Here is a 19,673-nt window from a genome sequence, read left to right as displayed (position 1 = left end):
CCCCGCTGCGGACTGTGAGCCGTACAAGATCGTGGACGTGAGGGATTTGCCCCGGATAATCTGACCTGGACCATCGGTGGGGGAGGTCGTCATGCTGCTGCGGCTGAGAATCGCCTTGCCGGACCGTCCGGGCTCGCTGAGTCAGGTGACCGGGATCCTCGGGTCCGCGGGCGCCGACATCACACAGGTGACGGTGCTCGACCGGGGTGACGGGCGCGCCCTCGACGACTTCACCGTCTACTGGCCCGATGCCGCTCCCCGCGAGGACCTCGTACGGGCACTGGAGGGCGTGGACGGGGTCAGCATCGACGGCATCTGGAGCACCAGGGAGGCTCCCGGCACCTATCCGGAGCTGGAGATCCTGAAGTTCCTCACCACGGCGGGCGACCGCGCGCTCGGCACGCTGATCGACTCCATGCCGGTGCTGTTCAGCGCCGACTGGGCGGCGGCGGCGACCGAGAAGGACCCGCGCGTGACCGTGTACGCGAGCTGGCGGGCGCCCGAGGACATCCCGTTCCCGGAGGAGACCCCGCCCCGGCCGACGGCCGCCACGCTGCCGTCCGGCCTGCACGTGATCGTCGCGCCGCTGCCGCCGCTGGCGCTGTCGCTGATGCTGGCCAGGGCCGAGGGGCCGTACTTCCACCGCAACGAGGTGCACCGGCTCACCCGGATCCTGGAGATCTTCCTGACCCTGCCCGCGATCGAGCGGGGCGCCGACCGCGCGTTCCGCAAGCCGAGCGCCCGGCCGTTCTGAGCCGCGCCGCGGCGCCGTTCCGAGCCGCGTGCCACGGCGCGGTTCCGAGCCGGACACCGGAGCGCCGTTCCGAGTACACACCGCAGCCGAAAACCCGGTACAGTAGCCACGTCGCCGCAAGGCGGACGCGGAAGTGGCTCAGTGGTAGAGCATCACCTTGCCAAGGTGAGGGTCGCGGGTTCGAATCCCGTCTTCCGCTCCGAGAGGTCACGATTGCGGGCCTCGCTCTGGTGGAGTGGCCGAGAGGCGAGGCAGCGGCCTGCAAAGCCGCGTACACGGGTTCAAATCCCGTCTCCACCTCTTTTTTTCTGTCCGGACGCCGCGATACGGCGCGCCGGACGCCTCGACGCGGGGCGTGCTCGGAGCTTCACGACGCGAATCGCCGCAGCTCGGCGGCCGGGGCCCGGCGGCCCCGGCCGGTCCCTGTCCCGGATCCATGACCGGGCGAGCACGGGCGGACGCTCTCCTCATCCCCGCCGTGTCACGGACGCGTCCCGGCACGCGATGGACAAGTCGCGGTAAGGCTTCTTCTCAACGTCCGAAGGCGGGCGCACACTGAAAGGGACACAACAGGCGATTCAGCGTGGAGTAGCTCGTGCACGGTCAGATGCCTCCAGCGATGCCCATGCTCTCTCGTGGAAAGCATCGCAATCCCAGCAAGGGCGCCTGCTTCATGGAGTTCGCGTCCTACCTCGCAGGCGAGCGGTGGAGCGACCATCCGTCGTGCACACATCCGCTGCTCGCCGGGCTCGCCCGCCTCGTCAACGACCACACCTCGGACGCCGCCCGGCCTCGCCTGGCCGAGCTGATCCCGTCGGTGATCGGCCTGACGGGCGACGATCCGCGCCTCGACGCGCGGATCGCCCTGTGCGCGGCCAGGGCCGCGCTGCCGGTCGTCGCACACGAGCGCCAGCTCGCGATGGCGGTCTCGATCCTTGCGGGCGAGCACGTGCTCGGCGAGCTGGAGGGCCGCCCCGCCGGCCACCTGGACGAGCGCAGCAGGCACGCGCTGGCCCAGGTGCCGGACGCCGCCCGGTGGGCCTACACCTTCGGGCGCGGCGTGCGGATCTCGCCCAAGGGCTTCCGCAGGTATGCCGCGCCCAACACGGTGCAGCTCGCGGTGCGGGGCATCGCGCAGGCGTGCGTGCCCGACCCCGATCCGCTGCTGCGCGACCTGCTGGCCGGCGCGATCGACGACTGCTGGGCGCTGCTGCGTCCCGCCGCGGGAGCCGGATCCGGCGGCGCATCCGATGCGGGGACCGTCTCCGAACCCGCGGCGGTCGATCCCGCGCGCTGGGCGGACGCCTGCCGTCTCACCGGCGTCTCGGCCTGACCACTCGCGGCCACCGGCTCCCCGTCGAGCCGGTGGCCGCCCATGCGCGCTGTGCGCCCTGTGGCCGTGCGAAGCACGCGCCGGGTCATCTCAGCGCGGCCCCGCGTACGGCCCGCTTCTCCGGCGCGCCGCGGCACGACTACTGGACAAATCGTCCTCTTCGGGGGGCGATCTCCCGCTTCGCCTCGGGCCCGGCGCCCTCGCGTAACGGCCGGGCCGGGCGGCGGCCCGCGTCGCGGCGGCGCCAGGTCTCGAAGGCGGCGGCCGTGGCGGCCACCACCGCCACACCGAACAGCAGCCCGCCCACCACGTCGCTGACCCAGTGCACGCCGAGCGCGATCCGGCTGAAGCCGACCACCGAGGGGATCAGCACGGCGAGCGTCCAGGCGAGCACCCGGCCGCGCTCCCGTACGAGGGGCAGGACGAGCAGCAGCAGGATCCCGGCCCCGACCGTGGCGTTGACCATGTGCCCAGAGGGGAACGCCGCGCCGGGGGCGACGGCGACAGGGTCCGGCAGGCTGGGCCGGGCCCGCGCGACGACGACCTTCAGGGCGAGGCCGAGCAGGCCGCCGGCCGTGATCGTGGTGGCCGCCCACAGGGCGAGGTGACAGGCGCCGCGCCAGACCAGCCAGGCGACCGCGACGCCGACCGCGATCCGCCAGGTCAGCGGGGAGAAGACGTCGCTGATCACCTGCATCAGCCGGGCGAAGCCCGGGTTGCCGATCGCACAGGCGTGCAGGTGCCACGCCGCGCCACGGTCGATCTCGGTGAGCGGGCCGAAGGCGGTCTTGACGAAGACCAGCAGCACCGTGAACGGCACCGCGATCAGCGCCGGCACCGCCGTCGCCACCGTCGGCCGCAGGCCCGGCGCGTGCTCGGGATCGAGCCGCCCGCGCCACCGGTTCATCGGCCGCTCCCGGCCGGCCGCCGCTCCCGCGGCGAGGCCGGGGCGTGGCCGGAGCCGGCCTGCTCGCCGCCGTGCCGGCCGCCAAACCGCCGCTTGGCGCGGTTCTCCATGTCAGCCCTCACATGATCAGGAAGTGAGGACCGCCGGAGGCCGGGTCGCGGGCGGGCCTCCGGCGGCCCCCGCAGGCCCACGACTACCCCGATCATGATGCTTGGAACGCCAGGCCTCTCAAAAAGATCCACCGACTTTCCCGGGGTCTCCCGTCACATGCCGGAGGACCGGCCCGACCGGGCCGGTCCTCCGTGCTGCCGTTCGTGCTGCCGTCCGTGCTGCCGTTCGTGCTGCCGTTCGTGCTGCCGTCCGTGCTGCCGTTCGTGCTGCCGTCCGTGCCGGGGTCTGTGCTGGGGTCTGTGCTGGGGTCTGTGCTGGGGTCTGTGCCGTCGTCGCGGGCCGTCCGTCAGAGGACGGCGCAGCCGACGCGTACGGGAACCCGGGGCGACCAGCGGCCGGACACGACGTCCTGGGCCTGCGCGTAGGCGTTGGCCGCCTTGCCGCCACCGGAGCAGTCGAACACACCGGTCTTCTTGCCGAAGCTGCCGCCGGCGTAGCCGCTGTGCGCGCTCGCGTTCACCGTGCCGCTCCAGTACAGCCTGCCGCTGTTGTAGCGGATGTAGAGCCTGACCTGGCCGAAGTTGTAGTGGTCGCCGTTGAGCTTGAGGCGCGGGATGTCGTCGACCGAGGTGCGGGTGGAGGTGCCGTCGCCGTTGTCGACGGGCGGCACGGTGTAACGGCTGATCCACAGCCGGGCCGAGACCCTGCGGTCGGCGGCCTTGGCGTTGTCGGCTTTGGCCTGCGCCCGGACGGCGGGGGTGACGCACACGTCGTCGCCGTTGAACGCCTCACGCCAGACGTACCCGTTGACGCAGGTGTGCGGGCCGAACGGGCCGGGGGTCCAGCGGGAGGCCTTGACGGCGTTGTCGGCCTTGGCCTGCGTGCGGGTCGCGGGGGTGACGCAGACGACGTCGCCGGTGCGGGCCTCACGCCAGACGTAGCCCTCCAGGCAGGTGTTGGGGCCGAAGTCGCCGCCGGCGGAGGCCGGGCCGGCCATGAGCGTGACGGGGGCGGTGACGGCCAGACCGGAGATCGTGGCGGCGGCCAGACCGAGCAGGGTGCGCTTCATGACAGTCTCCTGTGCTGCTGCGGGGGTGAGGGTGCTGGTCGGCGGTCCCGGTCCGGCCGTCGCCGCCGGGTCCGTGCACCTCAGTGATAGGCGCGCCCGCCTGCACATCCCTTGCCGCAGGCTTTCCGCAACCGCCGCAAGCCGCCCGCAAGCGCCCGCGCCGCCGGCGGCGTCCGCGGCGTCTGTGGCGTCTGTGGCGTTGTGGTCAGGTCCGGACCTCGCACGAGGCCACCCGCGTACGGAGTCCGTCGAGGATGACGATGGTGAGCGCGTCGTCGGGCCGGGCACCGGGGCGGCACACGGCGACGCTGAGCAGCCCGACGACCTGGCGCGGTGTGATGTCGTCGCGGACGGCACCTTCCCGCTGGGCTCCCCCGGCCAGGTCTTCGAGCACGGCGTCGAGGTCGCGGACGAGCGGACCCAGCTCCGGATGGGCCTCGGCGCCGTCCGACAGCGACTTGGTCAGGGCCAGTGGGAGGTCGGCGCCACGCCGGACGCACGCCAGCAGCGCGTCCCACCGGCTCACCGGGCGGGCGGCATGGTCCCGGGCCACGTCGAGCAGGGTCCGCAACGCGCCGGCCGCGATCTCCTCCAGCAGCGCCCGCCGGTCCGGGAAGTGACGGTAGAGCGTGCCCACCCCGAGGCCGGCCGCCTGCGCGATCTCCTCCATCGAGACCTCCGGGCCCCGGGCGGCGAACAGGCCGGCGGCCGCGTCCACGATGAGCGCGCGGTTGCGCCGGGCGTCGGCTCGCACAGGTCTCTCCAAACCGGAATCCGAGGTTCAGCTTATTGTAGGGTGCGCACCTGGAAGCGGAATTTCCGATTCACGTTGGAGGCGCGATGCGACTCGGAGTGCTCGCCGGAGGGAACGGCCTGGGCCTGGACGAGCTGATCGGGCAGGTGCGCGAGGCGGCCGGGGCCGGCCTCGACAGCGCCTACTTCAGTCAGGTCCTGTCGTGGGACGCCGTCACGCTCGCGGCGCTCGCCGCCCGCGAGGTGCCCGGGATCGCCGTCGGCACGGCGGTGACCCAGACCTACCCGAGACATCCCCTGGCGCTCGCCGGGCAGGCGCTCACCGCCCAGGCCGCCAGCGGCAACCGCTTCACGCTCGGCATCGGGCCGAGTCACGGGCCGCTCATCGAGACCCACTTCGGCCTGTCGTACGACCGGCCGGCACGGCACGTCCGCGAATACCTGTCCGCTCTGGTGCCGCTGCTGCGGGGCGAGCAGGTCGACTACCACGGGGAGACGCTGACCGCGGCGGGGCGGGTCATGGTGCCCGGCGCCGAGCCGCCGCCGGTCCTGCTGGCCGCCCTCGGGCCGGTCATGCTGCGGATGGCCGGCGAACTCGCCGACGGCGCGGTGACCGTCTGGACCGGCCCGGAGACGATCGCCCGCCATGTGACACCGGCGGTCACCCGCGCCGCCGCGGCCGCCGGACGGCCGCGGCCACGCGTCGTCGCCGGTGTGATCATGAGTGTGACCGCCGACCCCGAGGGCGTACGACGCCGGGTCGCGGAGTCCCTCGGACCCGCCGGCAACCTGCCCAGCTACCGGGCGATGCTGGACCGCCAGGGCAAATCGGGGGTGGAGGAGACGATCGTGGCCGGGGACGAGCCGGCGGTCGAGCAGGCCGTGCGGGCCTATGCGGAGGCGGGCGTGACCGAACTCGTGGTGAGCCTCTTCGGAGACCCTCACGAGCGCGCACGAACCCTCGGCCTCCTGGGCGCGCTGCGCGGGCCGCGTGGCGATGCTCAGGGCGATGCTCAGTAGGACTGGAGCTCCAGCAGGTTGCCGTCGGGGTCGCGCAGGTGGGCGGTGCGGCAGGTCGGCCCCCATTCGGGCCGGGGGCTCGGCGGCGCCACGATCCGGCCGCCGGCGGCGGCCCCCACGGCGGCGGCCTTGTCGACGTCGTCCACGGTGAGGACCAGCATCGTGCCGTCGTGTCCACCGTCGTGTCCACCGTCGTGTCCACCGTCGAGGTCCACGCCGATGACCGTGGCGAGCATCTCGCGGTCGAGCAGGGCCAGCACCCCTTCGCCGTCCCGGTCCCAGTTGGCGTACGGACCTGTCTCCGCGCCCTTGGCGAGGCGCGCGCCCGCCACCTCGGTGAGCAGGCCGTCGTAGAAGCGGAAGCACTCGGCGAATCGGGAGGCGAGCACGCGAGGATAGAGAGCGTCCATGGGAATCCCTTGGTAGGCACCAACGATTGGATATGTCCTATCCTGCTCCCGTGAGCGACGTGCCGCAACTTCCCCCGTCCCTGCTCGGGATCACCGCGTTCCTGCTCTCGAAGGTGGGCATCGCCGGACGGCGCCGCATGGGCGACCGGCTCCGCGCGCACGGCATCGGCCTGTGGGACATGGCCGTGCTGGCCGCGCTGCGCGACTTCGGCCCGGCGTCCCAGCGCGAGCTCGGCGCCCGGCTGGGCATCGACCCCAGCGACCTCGTGGCGGTGATGGACACGCTCGTGCCGCTCGGCCTCGTGGAGCGCGAGCGCGACCCCGACGACCGGCGGCGCTACCGGGTGGCCGTCAGCCCCGAGGGCCGGGCCACGCTGGAGGCGGCCCTGCGCGAGGCCGCAGAGGTGCGCGACGACCTGCTGGCCGCCCTGGACGAGGACGAGCGGGCGACCCTCCACGCGCTGCTCAGGAAGGCGTACGCCGGGCTGGAGCCGCGGGCCCGGGCCTGAGCTCCCTCCGGAGGCCGCGCGGCGGTCGCGGACGGTCTCCGACGGCGGCGCGGTCTTCGCGGCGAAGCGGCGGCGGACCGGCTTCGAGCGGCGAAGCGGCTGTGGGGCCGCGGCGGGGCGGGCTCAGGGGCGGCTCAGGGGGCGGTGAGCCAGACGTAGCCGGCGAAGCGCCCGGTGCGCCGCTCCCGGCGGTAGGAGTAGAGGCCGGCGGTCTCGATCGTGCAGCGGTCGTCGTGCCGGACGTCGGCGACGCCGGCCCGGGCGAGCTGGGCCGCGATCCCGGCCCGGATGTCGAGCGCGGGCGTGCCCTGCCGGGTCCGCGACCGGGTCTCGGGCACGCGGGCGGCGACGCGCTCGCACAGGTCCTCCGGCACCTCGTAGCACAGGCCGCAGGCCGACGGCCCGATCACGGCCGTCATCCGCTCCGGCCGGGCGCCCCGCGCGGCCATCGCCTCGACCAGGGCGGGCACCACGCCCGCCTCGGTGCCCGGCCGCCCGGAGTGCGCGCCGCCGACCAGGCCGGCCACCGGGTCGGCCACGAGCACGGGCGCGCAGTCGGCGACCAGGACCGCCAGGCCGAGCCCGGGACGGTCGGTGAACACCGCGTCCAGCGCGGGCGGCTCCTCCCCGAACGGCTCCTCCACGTAGGCGACGTCGGTCCCGTGGACCTGGCGCATGAAGACCACGCGGTCGAGCCCGAACTCCGCGGCCGTCTTCGCCCGGTTCTCGGCGACCGCCGCCGGGTCGTCCCCCACCGCCCCGCCGAGGTTGCGCGTGCCGTACGGCCCGGTGCTCACGCCGCCGTGCCGGTCGGTGAAGGCCATCCGCACCCGATCGATCACAATCACCCGATTAGCGTACGACCCGGGAAAGGAGCGTGACATGCGCGCGGTTGTGTACGAGGAGTTCGGCGGGCGGGCCGAGGTGCGCGAGGTGGCGGACCCGGTGGCGCCGCCGGACGGCGTCGTGATCAGGGTCGAGGCGACCGGGGCGTGCCGCAGCGACTGGCACGGGTGGATGGGCCACGACGCGGACATCACCGTGCTGCCGCACGTGCCGGGGCACGAGCTGGCGGGTGTGGTCGAGTCCGCCGGGCCGGGGGTGCGCGACTGGCGGCCGGGCGACCGGGTGATGGTGCCGTTCATCTGCGCCTGCGGGAGCTGCCGCGAGTGCACGACCGGCAACCAGCAGGTGTGCGAGCGCCAGACGCAGCCCGGCTTCACCCACTGGGGGTCGTTCGCCGAGCTGGTGGCGATCGGCCACGCCGACGTGAACCTCGTGCGGCTGCCGGACGGCATGGCGTTCACGACGGCGGCGAGCCTGGGCTGCCGCTTCGCCACCGCGTTCCGCGCGGTCGTCGAGCAGGGGCGGGTGCGGGCGGGCCAGTGGCTCGCCGTGCACGGCTGCGGGGGGGTCGGGCTGTCCGCCGTGATGATCGGGGTGGCCGTGGGGGCGCGGGTCGTCGCGGTGGACGTCTCCCCCGGCGCGCTCGACCTGGCCAAGCGGTTCGGCGCGGCCGAGTGCGTCCTGGCGGGCGACGGTCCCGAGGGGACCGCCGCGCGGGTCAGGACGGCCACCGGGGGCGGCGCCGACGTCTCCCTCGACGCGCTGGGCGCCGCCGCCACCTGCGCCGCGTCGATCGGCGGCCTGCGCAGGCGGGGCCGCCACGTGCAGGTGGGCCTGCTCCCCGGGGAGACGTCCCTGCCGATGGGCCGGGTCATCGCGCACGAGCTGGAGCTGGTGGGCAGCCACGGCATGGCCGCCCACGCCTATCCTCCGATGCTGGAGCTGATCGCGGCCGGCGTGCTCCGCCCCGGCCTGCTGGTCACCCGCACCATCGGCCTGGACGACGCGCCGGACGCGCTGACCCGGCCGGGCGCGCATCCGGGCGTCACCATGATCATCCCGAGCTCGTCCGGCTGAGCGACGCGTAGAGCTCGTGAGTGCGTTCGGCGATCCGCCGCCAGGAGAAGTGCTCGATCGCGCGCACGCGCCCGGCCTCGCCCATCGCGGCGGCCAGGCGCGGGTCGCCGAGCACCGCGTTCACCCGCTCGGCCAGCGCCGCGGCGAACACCTCCGGGTCGTGCGGCTCGCCGTCCGCGCCCTGGTCGATCGGGACGAGCAGGCCCGTCTCGCCGTCGGCGACGACCTCGGGGATGCCTCCGGTCGCGGTCGCCACGACGGCGGTCTCGCACGCCATCGCCTCCAGATTCACGATGCCCATCGGCTCGTACACCGACGGGCACACGAACACGGTGGCGTGCGTGAGGATCTGGATCACCTCGGGCCTGGGCAGCATCTCGGAGATCCACACCACGCCCTTGCGGGAGGCCGACAGCTCGCGTACGAGCGCCGTGACCTCCTCGGCGATCTCCGGCGTGTCGGGCGCGCCCGCGCACAGCACGAGCTGCGCCGCCGGGTCGAACGACCGGGCCGCGTGGAGCAGGTGCACCAGGCCCTTCTGCCGGGTGATCCGCCCCACGAAGACGACGTACGGCACGGCCGGGTCGATGCCGTGCTTCACCAGGGCCTCGGCGCCCCGGGACGGCGCGTACTCCTCGGTGTCGATGCCGTTGTGGATCACCCGCACCCGATCGGGCGATATTTCGGGATATGCGGTGAGCACGTCGCGGCGCATGCCCTCGGACACCGCGATGATCGCGTCGGCGGCGTGGAGCGCGGTCCGCTCCGCCCACGACGAGAGCGTGTATCCGCCGCCGAGCTGCTCGGCCTTCCACGGCCGCAGCGGCTCCAGGCTGTGCGTGGTCATCACGTGCGGCACGCCGTACAGCATCTTGGCGACATGGCCGGCGAAGTTGGCATACCAGGTGTGGCTGTGCACGACGTCGGCGCCCTCGCAGCCGGCCGCCATCTCGACGTCGACCCCGAGCACCTGGAGTGCGGCGTTCGCGCCCGACAGCCCCCCGGGCACCGGATAGGCCCGCACGCCGGGCTCCTCGCGCGGAGCGCCGAAGCAGCGGACGCGCACGTCGGCCAGCCGGCGGAGCTCCCGCGCGAGGTATTCGACATGGACTCCGGCGCCGCCGTACACCTCGGGCGGATACTCGCGGCTCAGCAGATCGACACGCATACGAGTGAGCTTAGAGTCCCGATCCGCGCTGTTTGCCGGTGTAACTGGTGTTTGTTAGCCATTTCGCGGGTTAAGGTCCTGCCTATGAAGGTCCTGGCGATCGTGCTCGCTGGTGGTGAAGGCAAGCGGCTCATGCCGCTGACCGCGGACCGGGCCAAGCCCGCCGTGCCCTTCGGGGGCATCTACCGGCTCATCGACTTCGTGCTGTCGAACCTGGCCAACGCGCACTACTGGCAGATCGTGGTGCTGACGCAGTACAAGAACCACAGCCTGGACCGGCACATCTCCCGGACGTGGCGGCTGTCGTCGATGCTCGGCAACTACGTGACTCCCGTGCCCGCGCAGCAGCGGCTCGGGCCGCGCTGGTTCGCCGGATCGGCGGACGCGCTGTTCCAGAACCTCAACCTGATCTACGACGAGATGCCCGATCACGTGATCGTCTTCGGCGCGGACCACATCTATCGGATGGATCCCCGCCAGATGGTCGACCAGCACGTCGACTCGGGCGCGGACGTGACCGTCGCCGCGATCCGCCAGCCCCTCGAACTGGCCGACCAGTTCGGGGTCATCGAGGCCGACCCCTCCGGCCGCCGGATCGTCGCGTTCCGCGAGAAGCCGAAGGACGCGGTGGGCCTGCCCGACGCGCCCGACCAGATCTTCGCCTCGATGGGCAACTACGTCTTCAAGACCCAGGCCCTCATCGAGGCCCTGCGCGAGGACGCCCTCGACCCCGGCAGCAGGCACGACCTCGGCGGCAACATCATCCCGATGTTCGTCAAGAGCGGCGGCGCCGAGGTGTACGACTTCGCGAACAACGTGGTGCCCGGCTCGACCGAGCGCGACCGCGGCTACTGGCGCGACGTGGGCACGCTCGACGCCTACTACGAGGCCAACATGGACCTCATCTCGGTGCAGCCGGTCTTCAACCTCTACAACGACCGGTGGCCGATCTACACGGGCAACGATCCGCTGCCGCCGGCGAAGTTCGTGCACAACGAGGGCGACCGGGTGGGGCACGCGCTGGAGTCGCTCGTGTCGCCCGGGGTGATCGTGTCGGGCGGCACCGCGGTGCGCTCGATCCTGTCCCCCGGCGTGGTGCTGCACTCCCACTCGCACGTCGAAGACTCGGTGCTGATGGGCTCGGTCAAGATCGGCAGGGGCGCGATCGTGCGCAAGGCCATCATCGACAAGAACGTGGTCATCCCCGACGGCGCCCGGATCGGCTTCGACCTGGAGTACGACCGCCAGCGTTTCGCGGTGACCCGCAGCGGTGTGGTCGTGATCGGGAAGAACGAGATCGTCGACCGCTGAGCCCCGGGCGGGGCAGAATGCGGGGATGGATCTCGATATCGGCGTGGTCTGTGACGCGTTCGGCCTCGGCCTGGCGGTGACCCGCGGGCTGCGGGTGGCCGGCTACTACCACAACGAGGTGTGGCGGCTCGACACGATCACCGGCGCGTACGCCGTGAAGCGGCTGCCCCCGTCGGCCGCGCCCGCCGTGGAGATCGAGGTCGCGGCCTGGCGGGCGGGCATCCCGGTGCCCGAGCCGGTCCCGTCGCCCGCGACGGGGGCGTACGTCGTCCCGATCGGGGACGGCTCGGTGCGGGTGCACCGCTGGCTCGACGGGAAGGCGCCCGCCCTCGGCGATCTCAGCCCCGAGCTGTCGGCCGCGATGGGCGAGCTGGTGGCCGCCGTCCACGCGGCCGGTCGTGCCGTCGCTCCCCAGGAACCACCCCGGGCGGACCCCTCCGGCCCCGGCGGCCACCCGGCCGGGGATCCGGCGTGGGGGCCGGCCGGCCTCGAAGCCGCGACGGCGCGGCCGTCCGGCGCGGGCACCCTGACCATGTCGCACGGCGACCTGCACCCGAAGAACGCCCTGCTCCGGTTCGACGGCAGCCTGGCGATCATCGACTGGGACACCGCCGGTCCGTACGTCGCCGAGCAGGAGGCCGCGGGCATGGCCCTCGACTGGGCGGCCCGCCTCGACGGGAGCGTCGATTTCGACCGGTTCGACGCCGCCGTGAGCGGCTATCGCAAAGCCGGCGGCGACATCCCTGCGGAGCCCTGGGTCTTCGGCGGCTGGGTGCGCGGCTATCTGGCCTTCCTCGGCGGAGCCGGGCGAGACGAGCCCACCGGCACGCTCGCCCGGCTCCGCTGGGTCGAGGCCAACCTCGGCGCGCTGACCCGGCGCCTCTAGTTCGCGGCTAGTTCGAGGCGGCGCGGCTCCGGATGGCCTCGACACCGACGAGGTCGTCGGGCGGCGCGTCCGGCATCTCGGTGTCGAGGCGGGCCAGCCGCCTCACCCGCAGGGCGCCCGCCGCCACGAGGATCATGCCCAGCGCGCACACCAGATAGAGGAAGGCGATCCCACGGCCGGGGCCCACCCCGATCACGGCGCCCACGGTCGAGGCGAGCGCCCCTCCCGGGGCCAGCAGCGGGTCGAACAGCGCGGTGCCGAGCGGCGCGACCAGGCCGATGCCGATGGGCAGCGTCGACCAGGCGACCAGCGTGTTGAGCGCGAAGACCCGCCCGTGGAACCGCGCGGGCACCTTGATCTGCACGATCGTGACGTAGATGCCGTTCATCAGCGTGAGGAAGTAGGACAGCGCGAACGCCCCCGCGCCGACCACGACGAGCGATGGGGCGAGGCCGGTGACGACGGCGCCCGCCGCGATGGCCACGGCGAAGGCCAGCACACCGCGGAACCGCCCGCGGCGCGGGCCGCCCCACAGCGACATGGTCAGCCCGCCGAGCAGCACGCCGAGCCCCGACACCAGCGAGATCACGCTGACGTCCCTCAGCGTGGCGAAGGACAGCACCAGCGGCGAGACCAGCAGGAGCAGCGGCGACAGGAACACGTTGAGCACGGCGAAGAACACCAGCGTCGAGCGCAGGCCCCGGTCGTGCCACGTGTACGTGAAGCCCTTGGCGATCTCCGTGCTCAGCGGCTCGCGCGGCCGCCAGGGCAGCGTGTCGGGGAAGCGGACCAGCAGCACCGTGACGATGGCGAACGCGTAGCTCGCCACGTCGATCGCCACGATGCCGCCGAGCCCGATCCAGGCCAGCAGCCCGGCCGCGACGAGGGGGACGACGAGCTGCGCGACGCCGTTGGTCATCTGGGTGACGCCGATGGCGTGGCCGAGGTAGTGCTTGGGGACGAGCTGCGGCACCGCCGACTGGTAGGCCAGCCGCTGGAAGCTCGCCGCCACCGATAGAGCGACGATCAGCAGGTAGATCTGCCAGATCCGGATGTCGCCGAAGAGGAGCAGCGCGGCCAGCACGGCCTGGATTCCGGCCGAGGCGCAGTCGGCCCACAGCATCACGCGCCGCCGGTCGGCCCGGTCGACGATCGCCCCGGCCAGCGGGGAGATCAGCAGCCCGGCCAGGTTGAGCACGGCCAGCGTGGAGAACTGCCCGATCGAACCGGAGTCCATGAGGACGGTCAGCGGCAGGGCCCACCCGGTGAGCGCCGAGCCGATCATCGAGAGCTGCTGCCCGGCGGAGATCGTGAGGAAGCGGCCCATGCCGGGCCGTACCTTGGGTGCGTCCGGGCCGGGCGCGTCGGAGCCGCGTGAGACCGCGTGCACCCACCACGAGGGGTTGGCCGAGCGGTCGGAGACCTCCATGTGGGTGTGGGTGCGCAGGGCGGCGGCCAGTTCCTCCGCGCGGTAGCGCAGGAAGTAGTGGCCGCCCTCGTCCAGGACGACCAGCGCGGTGACGTCGGTGAGGAAGCCCCACTCGCGGTAGCGCTCGGTGTAGAAGTCGGTGGCGGGGTCGCGCTCGCCGACCACCGAGATGATCGGCGCGCGTAACCGTGGCCGGTCCGGCGCGTCGAACAGCCCGGTGAAGTATTTCTCCGCGGCCTTCGAGTCGTGGCGCATCGTGCGGATGATGCGGTCGGCCACGCCCGGATCGAGCTCCTCCAGGTCCACGCCGCGGGCCTTGAGGCGGTTGATGTCGGTCTGGCTGCTGCGGAGGCGGTCGAACTCCCCGATTCTCGACAGCGCCCGCATGAGCCCGCGCGGCCGGGCGAACGGGAAGATCGCCCCGGCGTAGACGGCGTCCACCTCACGGCCCGCCGCCTCGACCCGGGTGGCCAGCTCGACCGCGAGCGCGGCGCCGACCCCGCAGTGGCCGTAGATCACCAGAGGACCCTCGATGGCGAGGATCTCCTCGGTGGCGCGGGCGGCCAGCTCGCCGAACTCCATCGGCTCCTCGTCCAGGCCCACGTCGTGGCCCGGGATCGCGAGCGCGTACAGCGCCTGGTCCGCCGGCAGGGCGTCGGCCAGCGGCTGGTAGACCACGGCGCTGCCCGACCCGTACGGCACGCACACGTAGGTGACGCTCGCCGTACGCGCCGGGGTGAGCCGCTGGAGCAGCGGGCGCGGGCGGTCCTCGCCGGATCCGGCGTAGGCCGCCAGCTCGCGCACGGTCCGGTAGGTGAAGATGTCCACCAGCCCGACCTGCGCCGACCCGGCGGGCAGGGCCCTGCGGAGCTTCGCGACGACCTGGACGGCGAGCAGCGAGTGGCCGCCGAGATCGAAGAAGTCGTCGTCGGCCCCGACCCGCTCGGCCGCCAGCACGTCGGCCCAGACTGCCGCGACGGCCCGCTCGGTCTCGGTCTCCGGCTCGGCGTACGGCACGTCGGCCTGCGCCTGCGGGACGGGCAGGGCGGCCCGGTCGAGCTTGCCGTTCGGCGTGAGCGGAAGGGCGTCGAGCACGACGAACATCGACGGCAGCATGTATTCCGGCAGCGTGCCCCTGATCGCCGCGCGCACCTGGGCCGGCTCGGGCACGTCGTCGCCCACGAGGTAGGCGACCAGCCGGGGGTCGCCGGGCACGTCCTCGCGCACGATCACCGCGGCGTCCCGCACCCCGGCCTTCTCGCGGAGCACGGCCTCGATCTCGCCGAGCTCGATGCGCAGGCCGCGCAGCTTGACCTGGCCGTCGAGGCGGCCCAGGAACTCGATCGTGCCGTCCGGCAGCCGGCGGGCCGCGTCGCCGGTGCGGTAGCGGCCTCCGGCGAAGCGCTCGGCGGTCAGCTCCGGGCGGGCGTGGTAGCCGAGCGCGACGCCCACGCCGCCGATGTACAGCTCGCCGGGCACCCCCACGGGCACGGGCTCGCCGTGGCGGTCGAGCACGTGCAGCGTGATGTTCTGGATGGGCGAGCCGATCGGCACCCGCGCCCGGCCCGCCAGCGCGGGCAGTGTGCACTGCCAGGCGGAGACGTCGATGGCCGCCTCCGTGGGGCCGTACAGGTTGTGCAGCTCGGCCGGGAGCGTGCGCAGGCAGCGCTCGGCCAGGTCGACGGGCAGCTCCTCCCCGCTGCACACGATGACGCGCGGCGAGGTGCAGGTCTCCACGCCCTCCTCGGCGAGGAACGCGCCGAGCATGGACGGCACGAAGTGCAGGACGGTCACCCGCTCGGCATTGATCAGATCACGCAGGTAGGCCGGGTCGCGGTGGCCTCCGGGCTCGGCCAGCACGAGCCGCGCGCCGGTGAGCAGCGGCCAGAAGAACTCCCACACCGAGACGTCGAACCCGGCCGGGGTCTTCTGCAGCACCACGTCGGCGTCGGTGAGCCGGAACCGTTTCTGCATCCAGTCGAGCCGGTTGACGATGCCGCGGTGGCTGTTGGGCACGCCCTTCGGCCGGCCGGTGGACCCGGAGGTGTAGATCATGTACGCGGCCGTGCCGGGCTCGCCCCTCGCCTCGGGCGGGGTCGCCGGCAGCCCGTCCCATACGGCGTCCAGGTCGAGCGGCAGGATGACGGCGCCGCCGGTGGCCAGCCGTTCGGCCAGGTCCTGCTGGGTCAGCACGACGGGCGCGCCCGAGTCCGCCAGCATGAACGCCAGCCGGTCGGCGGGATAGCCGGGGTCGAGCGGCACGTACGCCGCGCCGGTCTTGAGCACGCCGAGCAGGGCGGCGACCAGGTCGAGCGAGCGTTCGGCGCAGACCGCGACCAGGCCGCCCGGCCGCACGCCGAGCCCCGTGAGGCGGTGCGCGATCCGGTTGGCGCGCTCGTCGAGCTGCCGGTAGGTCCACGACCGCCCGGCGAAGGTCACCGCGACGGCCTCGGGGGTGCGGGCGACCTGCTCCTCGATCAGGCCGTGCAGGGTGGCCGTGTCCGGGTAGTCCGCGCCGGTCGCGTTCCAGCCGGCGATCAGCGCGTCGTCGCCCGTCAGCGGCAGCCGGCCGATCGGGACGTGCGGGTCGCGCACGATCGCGCGCAGCAGGTCTTCGAGGTGCCCGGCCATCCGGGCGATCGTGTCCTCGCGGAACAGCTCGGGCCGGTAGGTGAACGCGCAGTTCAGGCCCCCGTCTCCGGTGGGCGCGGCGTACAGCTCCACGTCGTGCCTGGCCGACACGGGGGCCAGCGGGAGGACCTCGATGCCGTCGCCCGGGGAGAACTCGTTCATCGAGCAGATCGTGTCGATCAGGGGCGGCCTGCTGGTGTCCCGGGGCACGCCGAGGGCCTCGACGAGCTGGGCGAAGGGCAGCTCCTCGTGATCGAGCGCGGCGAGGACCGTGCTCCTGGTGCGGGCCAGCAGCTCGGCGAACGTCGGCTCGCCGTCCAGCCGGGCCCGTATCGCCAGCATGTTGACGAACATGCCCACAACGTTCTCGAACTCCGGTCTGCTCCGCCCGGCCACCGGCACGCCGACCGCGAAGTCGTCCTGGCCGGTCAGCCGGGAGAGCAGGACCTGGTAGGCGGCCAGCAGGGTCATGAACGTGCTCGCGCCGTGGTCGCGGCTCAGCGCGGCGACGCCGTCCATCAGATCAGGCGGGAGGAGGCGCACGTGGGTCGCGCCGTCGAGTGTCTGCAGCGCCGGGCGGGGCCGGTCCGTGAGGAGTTCGAGGCGCGGCAGCCCGGCCAGCTCCCCGCGCCAGTAGTCCAGCTCGCGGTCCACGGACCGCGCACGCTGCCACACGGCGACGTCGCCGAAGCGTACGGCGGGCGCGGGCGGCTCCTCGCCGTGCCAGAGCGCGAGCAGGTCGCGCATGAGCAGGTGCAGCGACTGGCCGTCGGCCACGATGTGGTGCACGAGCAGGGCGACGATGTGCTCGTCCTCGGCCTTGCTGACGACGACGCACTTGAGCAGCGGGCCCTCGGCGAGGTCGAGCGGGATGGCGGTCTCGGCGCCGATGAGCGCGATCGCCTCCTCGTCGGTGGCCGCCGTGGTGCGGTTCAGCGGCACCTCCGCCGTGTCCACGACGTGGACGGCGGGCGCGCCCTCCTCGGTCGCCGTGAACCGCTGGCGCAGGCCCTCGTGCCGGGCCGGCAGCGCGGCCAGTGCGTGGGCCAGCCGGTCCTCGTCCAGCGGCTCAGGCAGCCGTACGGCGAGCACCAGGGTGTAGGTGGTGGTGCCCGGTGTGAACTGCTCCATGAACCACAGCGGTTCCTGGGCCGGGGACATCGGGGGTTCGACGCCCTCCGGGCGCCGGGGAATGGAGTCGCGTGCGGAGCGGGCCCGCAGTCTGCGTCGGAGCAGTTCTCGCTTGGCGTCTGACAGGTCAGCCACAGACATGTGACACGGCCCTTCGATGGCGTACAGGCGGACAGTCACGCACGCAGTGAAACGATCTTTGTTTCGGCGTTAATCACATAGGCGACATTTGGTCATCTGGACGTTATGCGTCACTTTACGTTGGCGGCACCGCGCCTGGGCGTAGCCGACGATGGTCCGTCCGGTTTCCGGGACGACCAGCGCTCGCCGCACGCCGTGTCGCTGAAACTTTCACCCCGGAGACCTGTGGATCGGGCCGGCCGGATCCTCGGATGCGGCACCATGACGCCATGACGCACTGGTTCCGCGCCTATTCGGACGAAGAGGACATCTGGTTCTACTTCGAGGTGGATGCCGGCGGCTGGGTGACCCGCCAGATCGAGCTCAGCGGACCGAGCGGCGTCCCCGTCGCCGCGGCGTCGCTGGAGGAATGGCAACAGGCCTATGAGGAGGGGCGGATCGGCCGGTACGAGGCGACCTACGGCCTGACCGCCGAGAGTCCTGTGCAGGAGTGGGAGGGATACGAGCCCCACGCGCTGACCTCGGCCGAGTTCGAGGACACGTGGAGCCGGGCCCGTCGGCACCTTCTTCAGGCAACCGCTGAGCCCTGAGTCGCGAGCCCTGAGTCGCGAGCCCTGAGTCGCGAGCCCTGAGTCGCGAGCTCTGAGTCGTGAAGCCTGTGGCGTGAGTCCGGTCAGCGGCCGTTGATCCGCCACATGGGCTCGACCACGGTCCACTGGGCCTCCCATACCCGGCGGGCCCTGCGCTGGTTGAGGAGGCGGGTGCAGGTCACCAGCAGCGCGAGGATCGCGGTCGCGGCCAGCGGGATGCCCGTGCCGACGGTCAGCGCGGCGACCACCGTGGTCTCCCGGTCCTGTGGCCGGGGCGTGATCACGCCCTTGTCGTCGGTCCAGATGCGCACGGTCTCTCCCGCGTTCCTGTTGGGCGAGACCTCGATGACACCGGCTCTCACCGTGCCGTTGGGGGCCACCCAGGTGGCCTGGGCATGCCCGACCGCCGCTCCGGCCACCGACAGCCGGGGCGTCGTCACGTTGCCCGTCAGTGTGGCGACGACCTGATGCCGCGTGCGCGCCTGCTCGGCCTCCGTCTTCAGGCCCTTGCCGTACTCGCGCATGCCCAGCATCACGCCGAACACGATCGCGGCCACGATCCCCAGCACCGCGACAAGCCGAACCACCGCTTCGACCCGGTCGCACCGGCGCCGAAGCGGATTCCTGTCAAGTCCCAGCCAGCGAGCGAACCTGGCGAATAGATTCTGCGACATCTCACACCTCACAGGGTCATTACCACTGCGAGTCCCGTTTATGCCTATTTTGCATCCCAAGAGAATCCAGGGGAACGCCCCTCCCGATATGCCCGGACACCTTCGGCCATTTCGCCACTCTCCCGGGCCTCCCGCTGCCAGGCGCGCACCTCGGCCTCCCCGGCCCGGCCGTCGATGATCTGCTTGACCGCCGCCAGCGTCAGCCGGGACCGGCCGGCCATCGTGGCCGCCAGGCCGTACACGCGCTCGCGGAGGTCCTCCGGACGGCAGACCTCGTCGACGAGGCCGGTGCGCAAGGCGTGATCTGCGCCGATGAGCTCCGCCGAGTAGAGCAGGAGCTTCGCCGTGGCGGGTCCGGCGATCTCCGCGAGCCGCCGCGTGGAGCTGAGCGGATAGACGATCCCGAGCTTGGCCGGGGTGACGCCGAAGCGAGCCCCGTCCGCCGCGACGCGCAGATCACAGGCGAGCGCGAGCTGGCATCCGCCGCCGACGCAGTATCCCTCGATCATCGCGATCACGGGTTTCGGAAAGGTCATGAGCGCGTGCTCTGCGACAACGGTGAGACCGGTGTCATCCTCGTTATCGCCAAGCTCATGAATTTCCGAAATATCGGCACCGGAACAGAAAGTTCCGCCCGCTCCGGTGAGGACGAGGACGCGTACCTTCGCGTCGGCGGCGAGGTCCGCGAGGATGCCCGGCAGCGCCCGCCACATGGCGGCCGTCACGGCGTTGCGCTTGGCGGGCCGGTCGAAGGTGAGGGTGGCGACGTGCTCGTCGAGGGTCAGGTCGAACCCGTCGGTAACTTCCATCTCTGGATTGTCCGGTTCGCCCGTCCCGCTGCGCCAGCGGGGTCCCGACGCGTGATGGCATAATCGCCGCGCAGCGGGACGATCCCGTACGCCTTCCCCCCAAGGAGTCTCTCG

17 protein-coding genes and 2 tRNA genes are annotated in these 19,673 nt (G+C 72.7%); 10 read left to right on the top strand and 9 right to left on the bottom strand.

What is annotated here, in order from left to right:
- The first annotated feature begins 91 nt into the window (after window positions 1-91).
- The 4 genes from HCK04_RS28105 (at window position 92) to HCK04_RS28090 (ending at window position 2,087) form a co-directional block, all read left to right on the top strand.
- Complete coding sequence (locus HCK04_RS28105; RefSeq protein WP_142650403.1) at window positions 92-754, top strand: ACT domain-containing protein; 663 nt, start codon at window positions 92-94, stop codon at window positions 752-754.
- A gap of 127 nt (window positions 755-881) precedes the next feature.
- Window positions 882-953, top strand: a tRNA-Gly gene (locus HCK04_RS28100).
- 30 nt (window positions 954-983) lie between these two features.
- Window positions 984-1,054: transfer RNA gene (locus HCK04_RS28095), tRNA-Cys, on the top strand.
- A 325-nt stretch (window positions 1,055-1,379) separates the two neighbouring features.
- The gene (locus HCK04_RS28090; RefSeq protein WP_205830804.1) at window positions 1,380-2,087 is read left to right on the top strand and encodes a hypothetical protein; all 708 of its coding nucleotides are present in this window, start codon (window positions 1,380-1,382) and stop codon (window positions 2,085-2,087) included.
- 139 nt (window positions 2,088-2,226) lie between these two features.
- Here the strand turns inward: HCK04_RS28090 and HCK04_RS28085 are convergent, their stop codons facing one another.
- The 3 genes from HCK04_RS28085 to HCK04_RS28075 form a co-directional block, all read right to left on the bottom strand.
- Window positions 2,227-2,994, bottom strand: a complete 768-nt coding sequence (locus HCK04_RS28085) for a phosphatase PAP2 family protein (RefSeq protein WP_142650402.1) — start codon at window positions 2,992-2,994, stop codon at window positions 2,227-2,229.
- Window positions 2,995-3,451: 457 nt separating this feature from the next.
- Window positions 3,452-4,174: a hypothetical protein gene (locus HCK04_RS28080; RefSeq protein ID WP_142650401.1), complete on the bottom strand. Its 723-nt coding sequence runs from the start codon at window positions 4,172-4,174 to the stop codon at window positions 3,452-3,454.
- Window positions 4,175-4,379: 205 nt separating this feature from the next.
- Window positions 4,380-4,928, bottom strand: coding sequence for a helix-turn-helix domain-containing protein (locus HCK04_RS28075; RefSeq protein ID WP_142650400.1), 549 nt, complete (start codon window positions 4,926-4,928; stop codon window positions 4,380-4,382).
- A gap of 86 nt (window positions 4,929-5,014) precedes the next feature.
- On the opposite strand from HCK04_RS28075, the gene HCK04_RS28070 reads away from it, so the two are divergent.
- Window positions 5,015-5,947, top strand: coding sequence for a TIGR03564 family F420-dependent LLM class oxidoreductase (locus HCK04_RS28070; protein ID WP_142650399.1), 933 nt, complete (start codon window positions 5,015-5,017; stop codon window positions 5,945-5,947).
- Here the strand turns inward: HCK04_RS28070 and HCK04_RS28065 are convergent.
- Window positions 5,941-6,357: a VOC family protein gene (locus HCK04_RS28065; RefSeq protein ID WP_142650398.1), complete on the bottom strand. Its 417-nt coding sequence runs from the start codon at window positions 6,355-6,357 to the stop codon at window positions 5,941-5,943. The two genes, HCK04_RS28070 and HCK04_RS28065, sit on opposite strands and share 7 nt — an antisense overlap.
- Before the next feature lie 50 nt (window positions 6,358-6,407).
- On the opposite strand from HCK04_RS28065, the gene HCK04_RS28060 reads away from it, so the two are divergent.
- Entirely contained in the window at window positions 6,408-6,866 is a 459-nt protein-coding gene (locus tag HCK04_RS28060) for a MarR family winged helix-turn-helix transcriptional regulator (protein WP_205830802.1), read from the top strand.
- A 134-nt stretch (window positions 6,867-7,000) separates the two neighbouring features.
- Here the strand turns inward: HCK04_RS28060 and pgeF are convergent, their stop codons facing one another.
- The gene (gene pgeF, locus HCK04_RS28055; RefSeq protein WP_142650435.1) at window positions 7,001-7,690 is read right to left on the bottom strand and encodes a peptidoglycan editing factor PgeF; all 690 of its coding nucleotides are present in this window, start codon (window positions 7,688-7,690) and stop codon (window positions 7,001-7,003) included.
- Between the two features lie 58 nt (window positions 7,691-7,748).
- On the opposite strand from pgeF, the gene HCK04_RS28050 reads away from it, so the two are divergent.
- Window positions 7,749-8,789 (top strand): alcohol dehydrogenase catalytic domain-containing protein, encoded by a 1,041-nt coding sequence (locus HCK04_RS28050; RefSeq protein WP_142650397.1) that lies wholly within the window; start codon window positions 7,749-7,751, stop codon window positions 8,787-8,789.
- Here the strand turns inward: HCK04_RS28050 and glgA are convergent.
- Complete coding sequence (gene glgA / locus HCK04_RS28045; RefSeq protein WP_142650396.1) at window positions 8,767-9,957, bottom strand: glycogen synthase; 1,191 nt, start codon at window positions 9,955-9,957, stop codon at window positions 8,767-8,769. The genes HCK04_RS28050 and glgA overlap by 23 nt on opposite strands.
- Between glgA and glgC the strand changes: the two genes are divergently transcribed.
- Together glgC and HCK04_RS28035 are read left to right on the top strand one after the other, a co-directional pair.
- On the top strand, window positions 9,895-11,268 hold the full coding sequence (gene glgC, locus HCK04_RS28040) for a glucose-1-phosphate adenylyltransferase (RefSeq protein WP_260617430.1): 1,374 nt from the start codon (window positions 9,895-9,897) through the stop codon (window positions 11,266-11,268). The genes glgA and glgC overlap by 63 nt on opposite strands.
- Window positions 11,269-11,293: 25 nt before the next feature.
- Complete coding sequence (locus HCK04_RS28035) at window positions 11,294-12,154, top strand: phosphotransferase (RefSeq protein ID WP_142650395.1); 861 nt, start codon at window positions 11,294-11,296, stop codon at window positions 12,152-12,154.
- A gap of 7 nt (window positions 12,155-12,161) precedes the next feature.
- Here HCK04_RS28035 and HCK04_RS28030 read toward each other — a convergent pair whose 3' ends face one another.
- The gene (locus HCK04_RS28030; protein WP_142650394.1) at window positions 12,162-17,486 is read right to left on the bottom strand and encodes a non-ribosomal peptide synthetase/MFS transporter; all 5,325 of its coding nucleotides are present in this window, start codon (window positions 17,484-17,486) and stop codon (window positions 12,162-12,164) included.
- A 269-nt stretch (window positions 17,487-17,755) separates the two neighbouring features.
- Between HCK04_RS28030 and HCK04_RS28025 the strand changes: the two genes are divergently transcribed.
- Window positions 17,756-18,076, top strand: a complete 321-nt coding sequence (locus tag HCK04_RS28025) for a hypothetical protein (RefSeq protein WP_142650393.1) — start codon at window positions 17,756-17,758, stop codon at window positions 18,074-18,076.
- A gap of 83 nt (window positions 18,077-18,159) precedes the next feature.
- On the opposite strand, the gene HCK04_RS28020 is transcribed toward HCK04_RS28025, so the two are convergent.
- Together HCK04_RS28020 and HCK04_RS28015 are read right to left on the bottom strand one after the other, a co-directional pair.
- Window positions 18,160-18,663 (bottom strand): hypothetical protein, encoded by a 504-nt coding sequence (locus tag HCK04_RS28020; RefSeq protein ID WP_142650392.1) that lies wholly within the window; start codon window positions 18,661-18,663, stop codon window positions 18,160-18,162.
- 131 nt (window positions 18,664-18,794) lie between these two features.
- A complete protein-coding gene (locus tag HCK04_RS28015) occupies window positions 18,795-19,559 on the bottom strand; it encodes an enoyl-CoA hydratase/isomerase family protein (RefSeq protein ID WP_142650391.1) in 765 nt (254 codons plus the stop codon).
- Window positions 19,560-19,673 lie beyond the last annotated feature (114 nt).

The sequence above is a fragment of the Microbispora sp. CL1-1 genome (assembly GCF_012034195.1).
Taxonomy (GTDB): domain Bacteria; phylum Actinomycetota; class Actinomycetes; order Streptosporangiales; family Streptosporangiaceae; genus Microbispora.
Note: the sequence above shows the minus strand (reverse complement) of the source record. Positions and strands in the feature narration are given on the sequence as shown.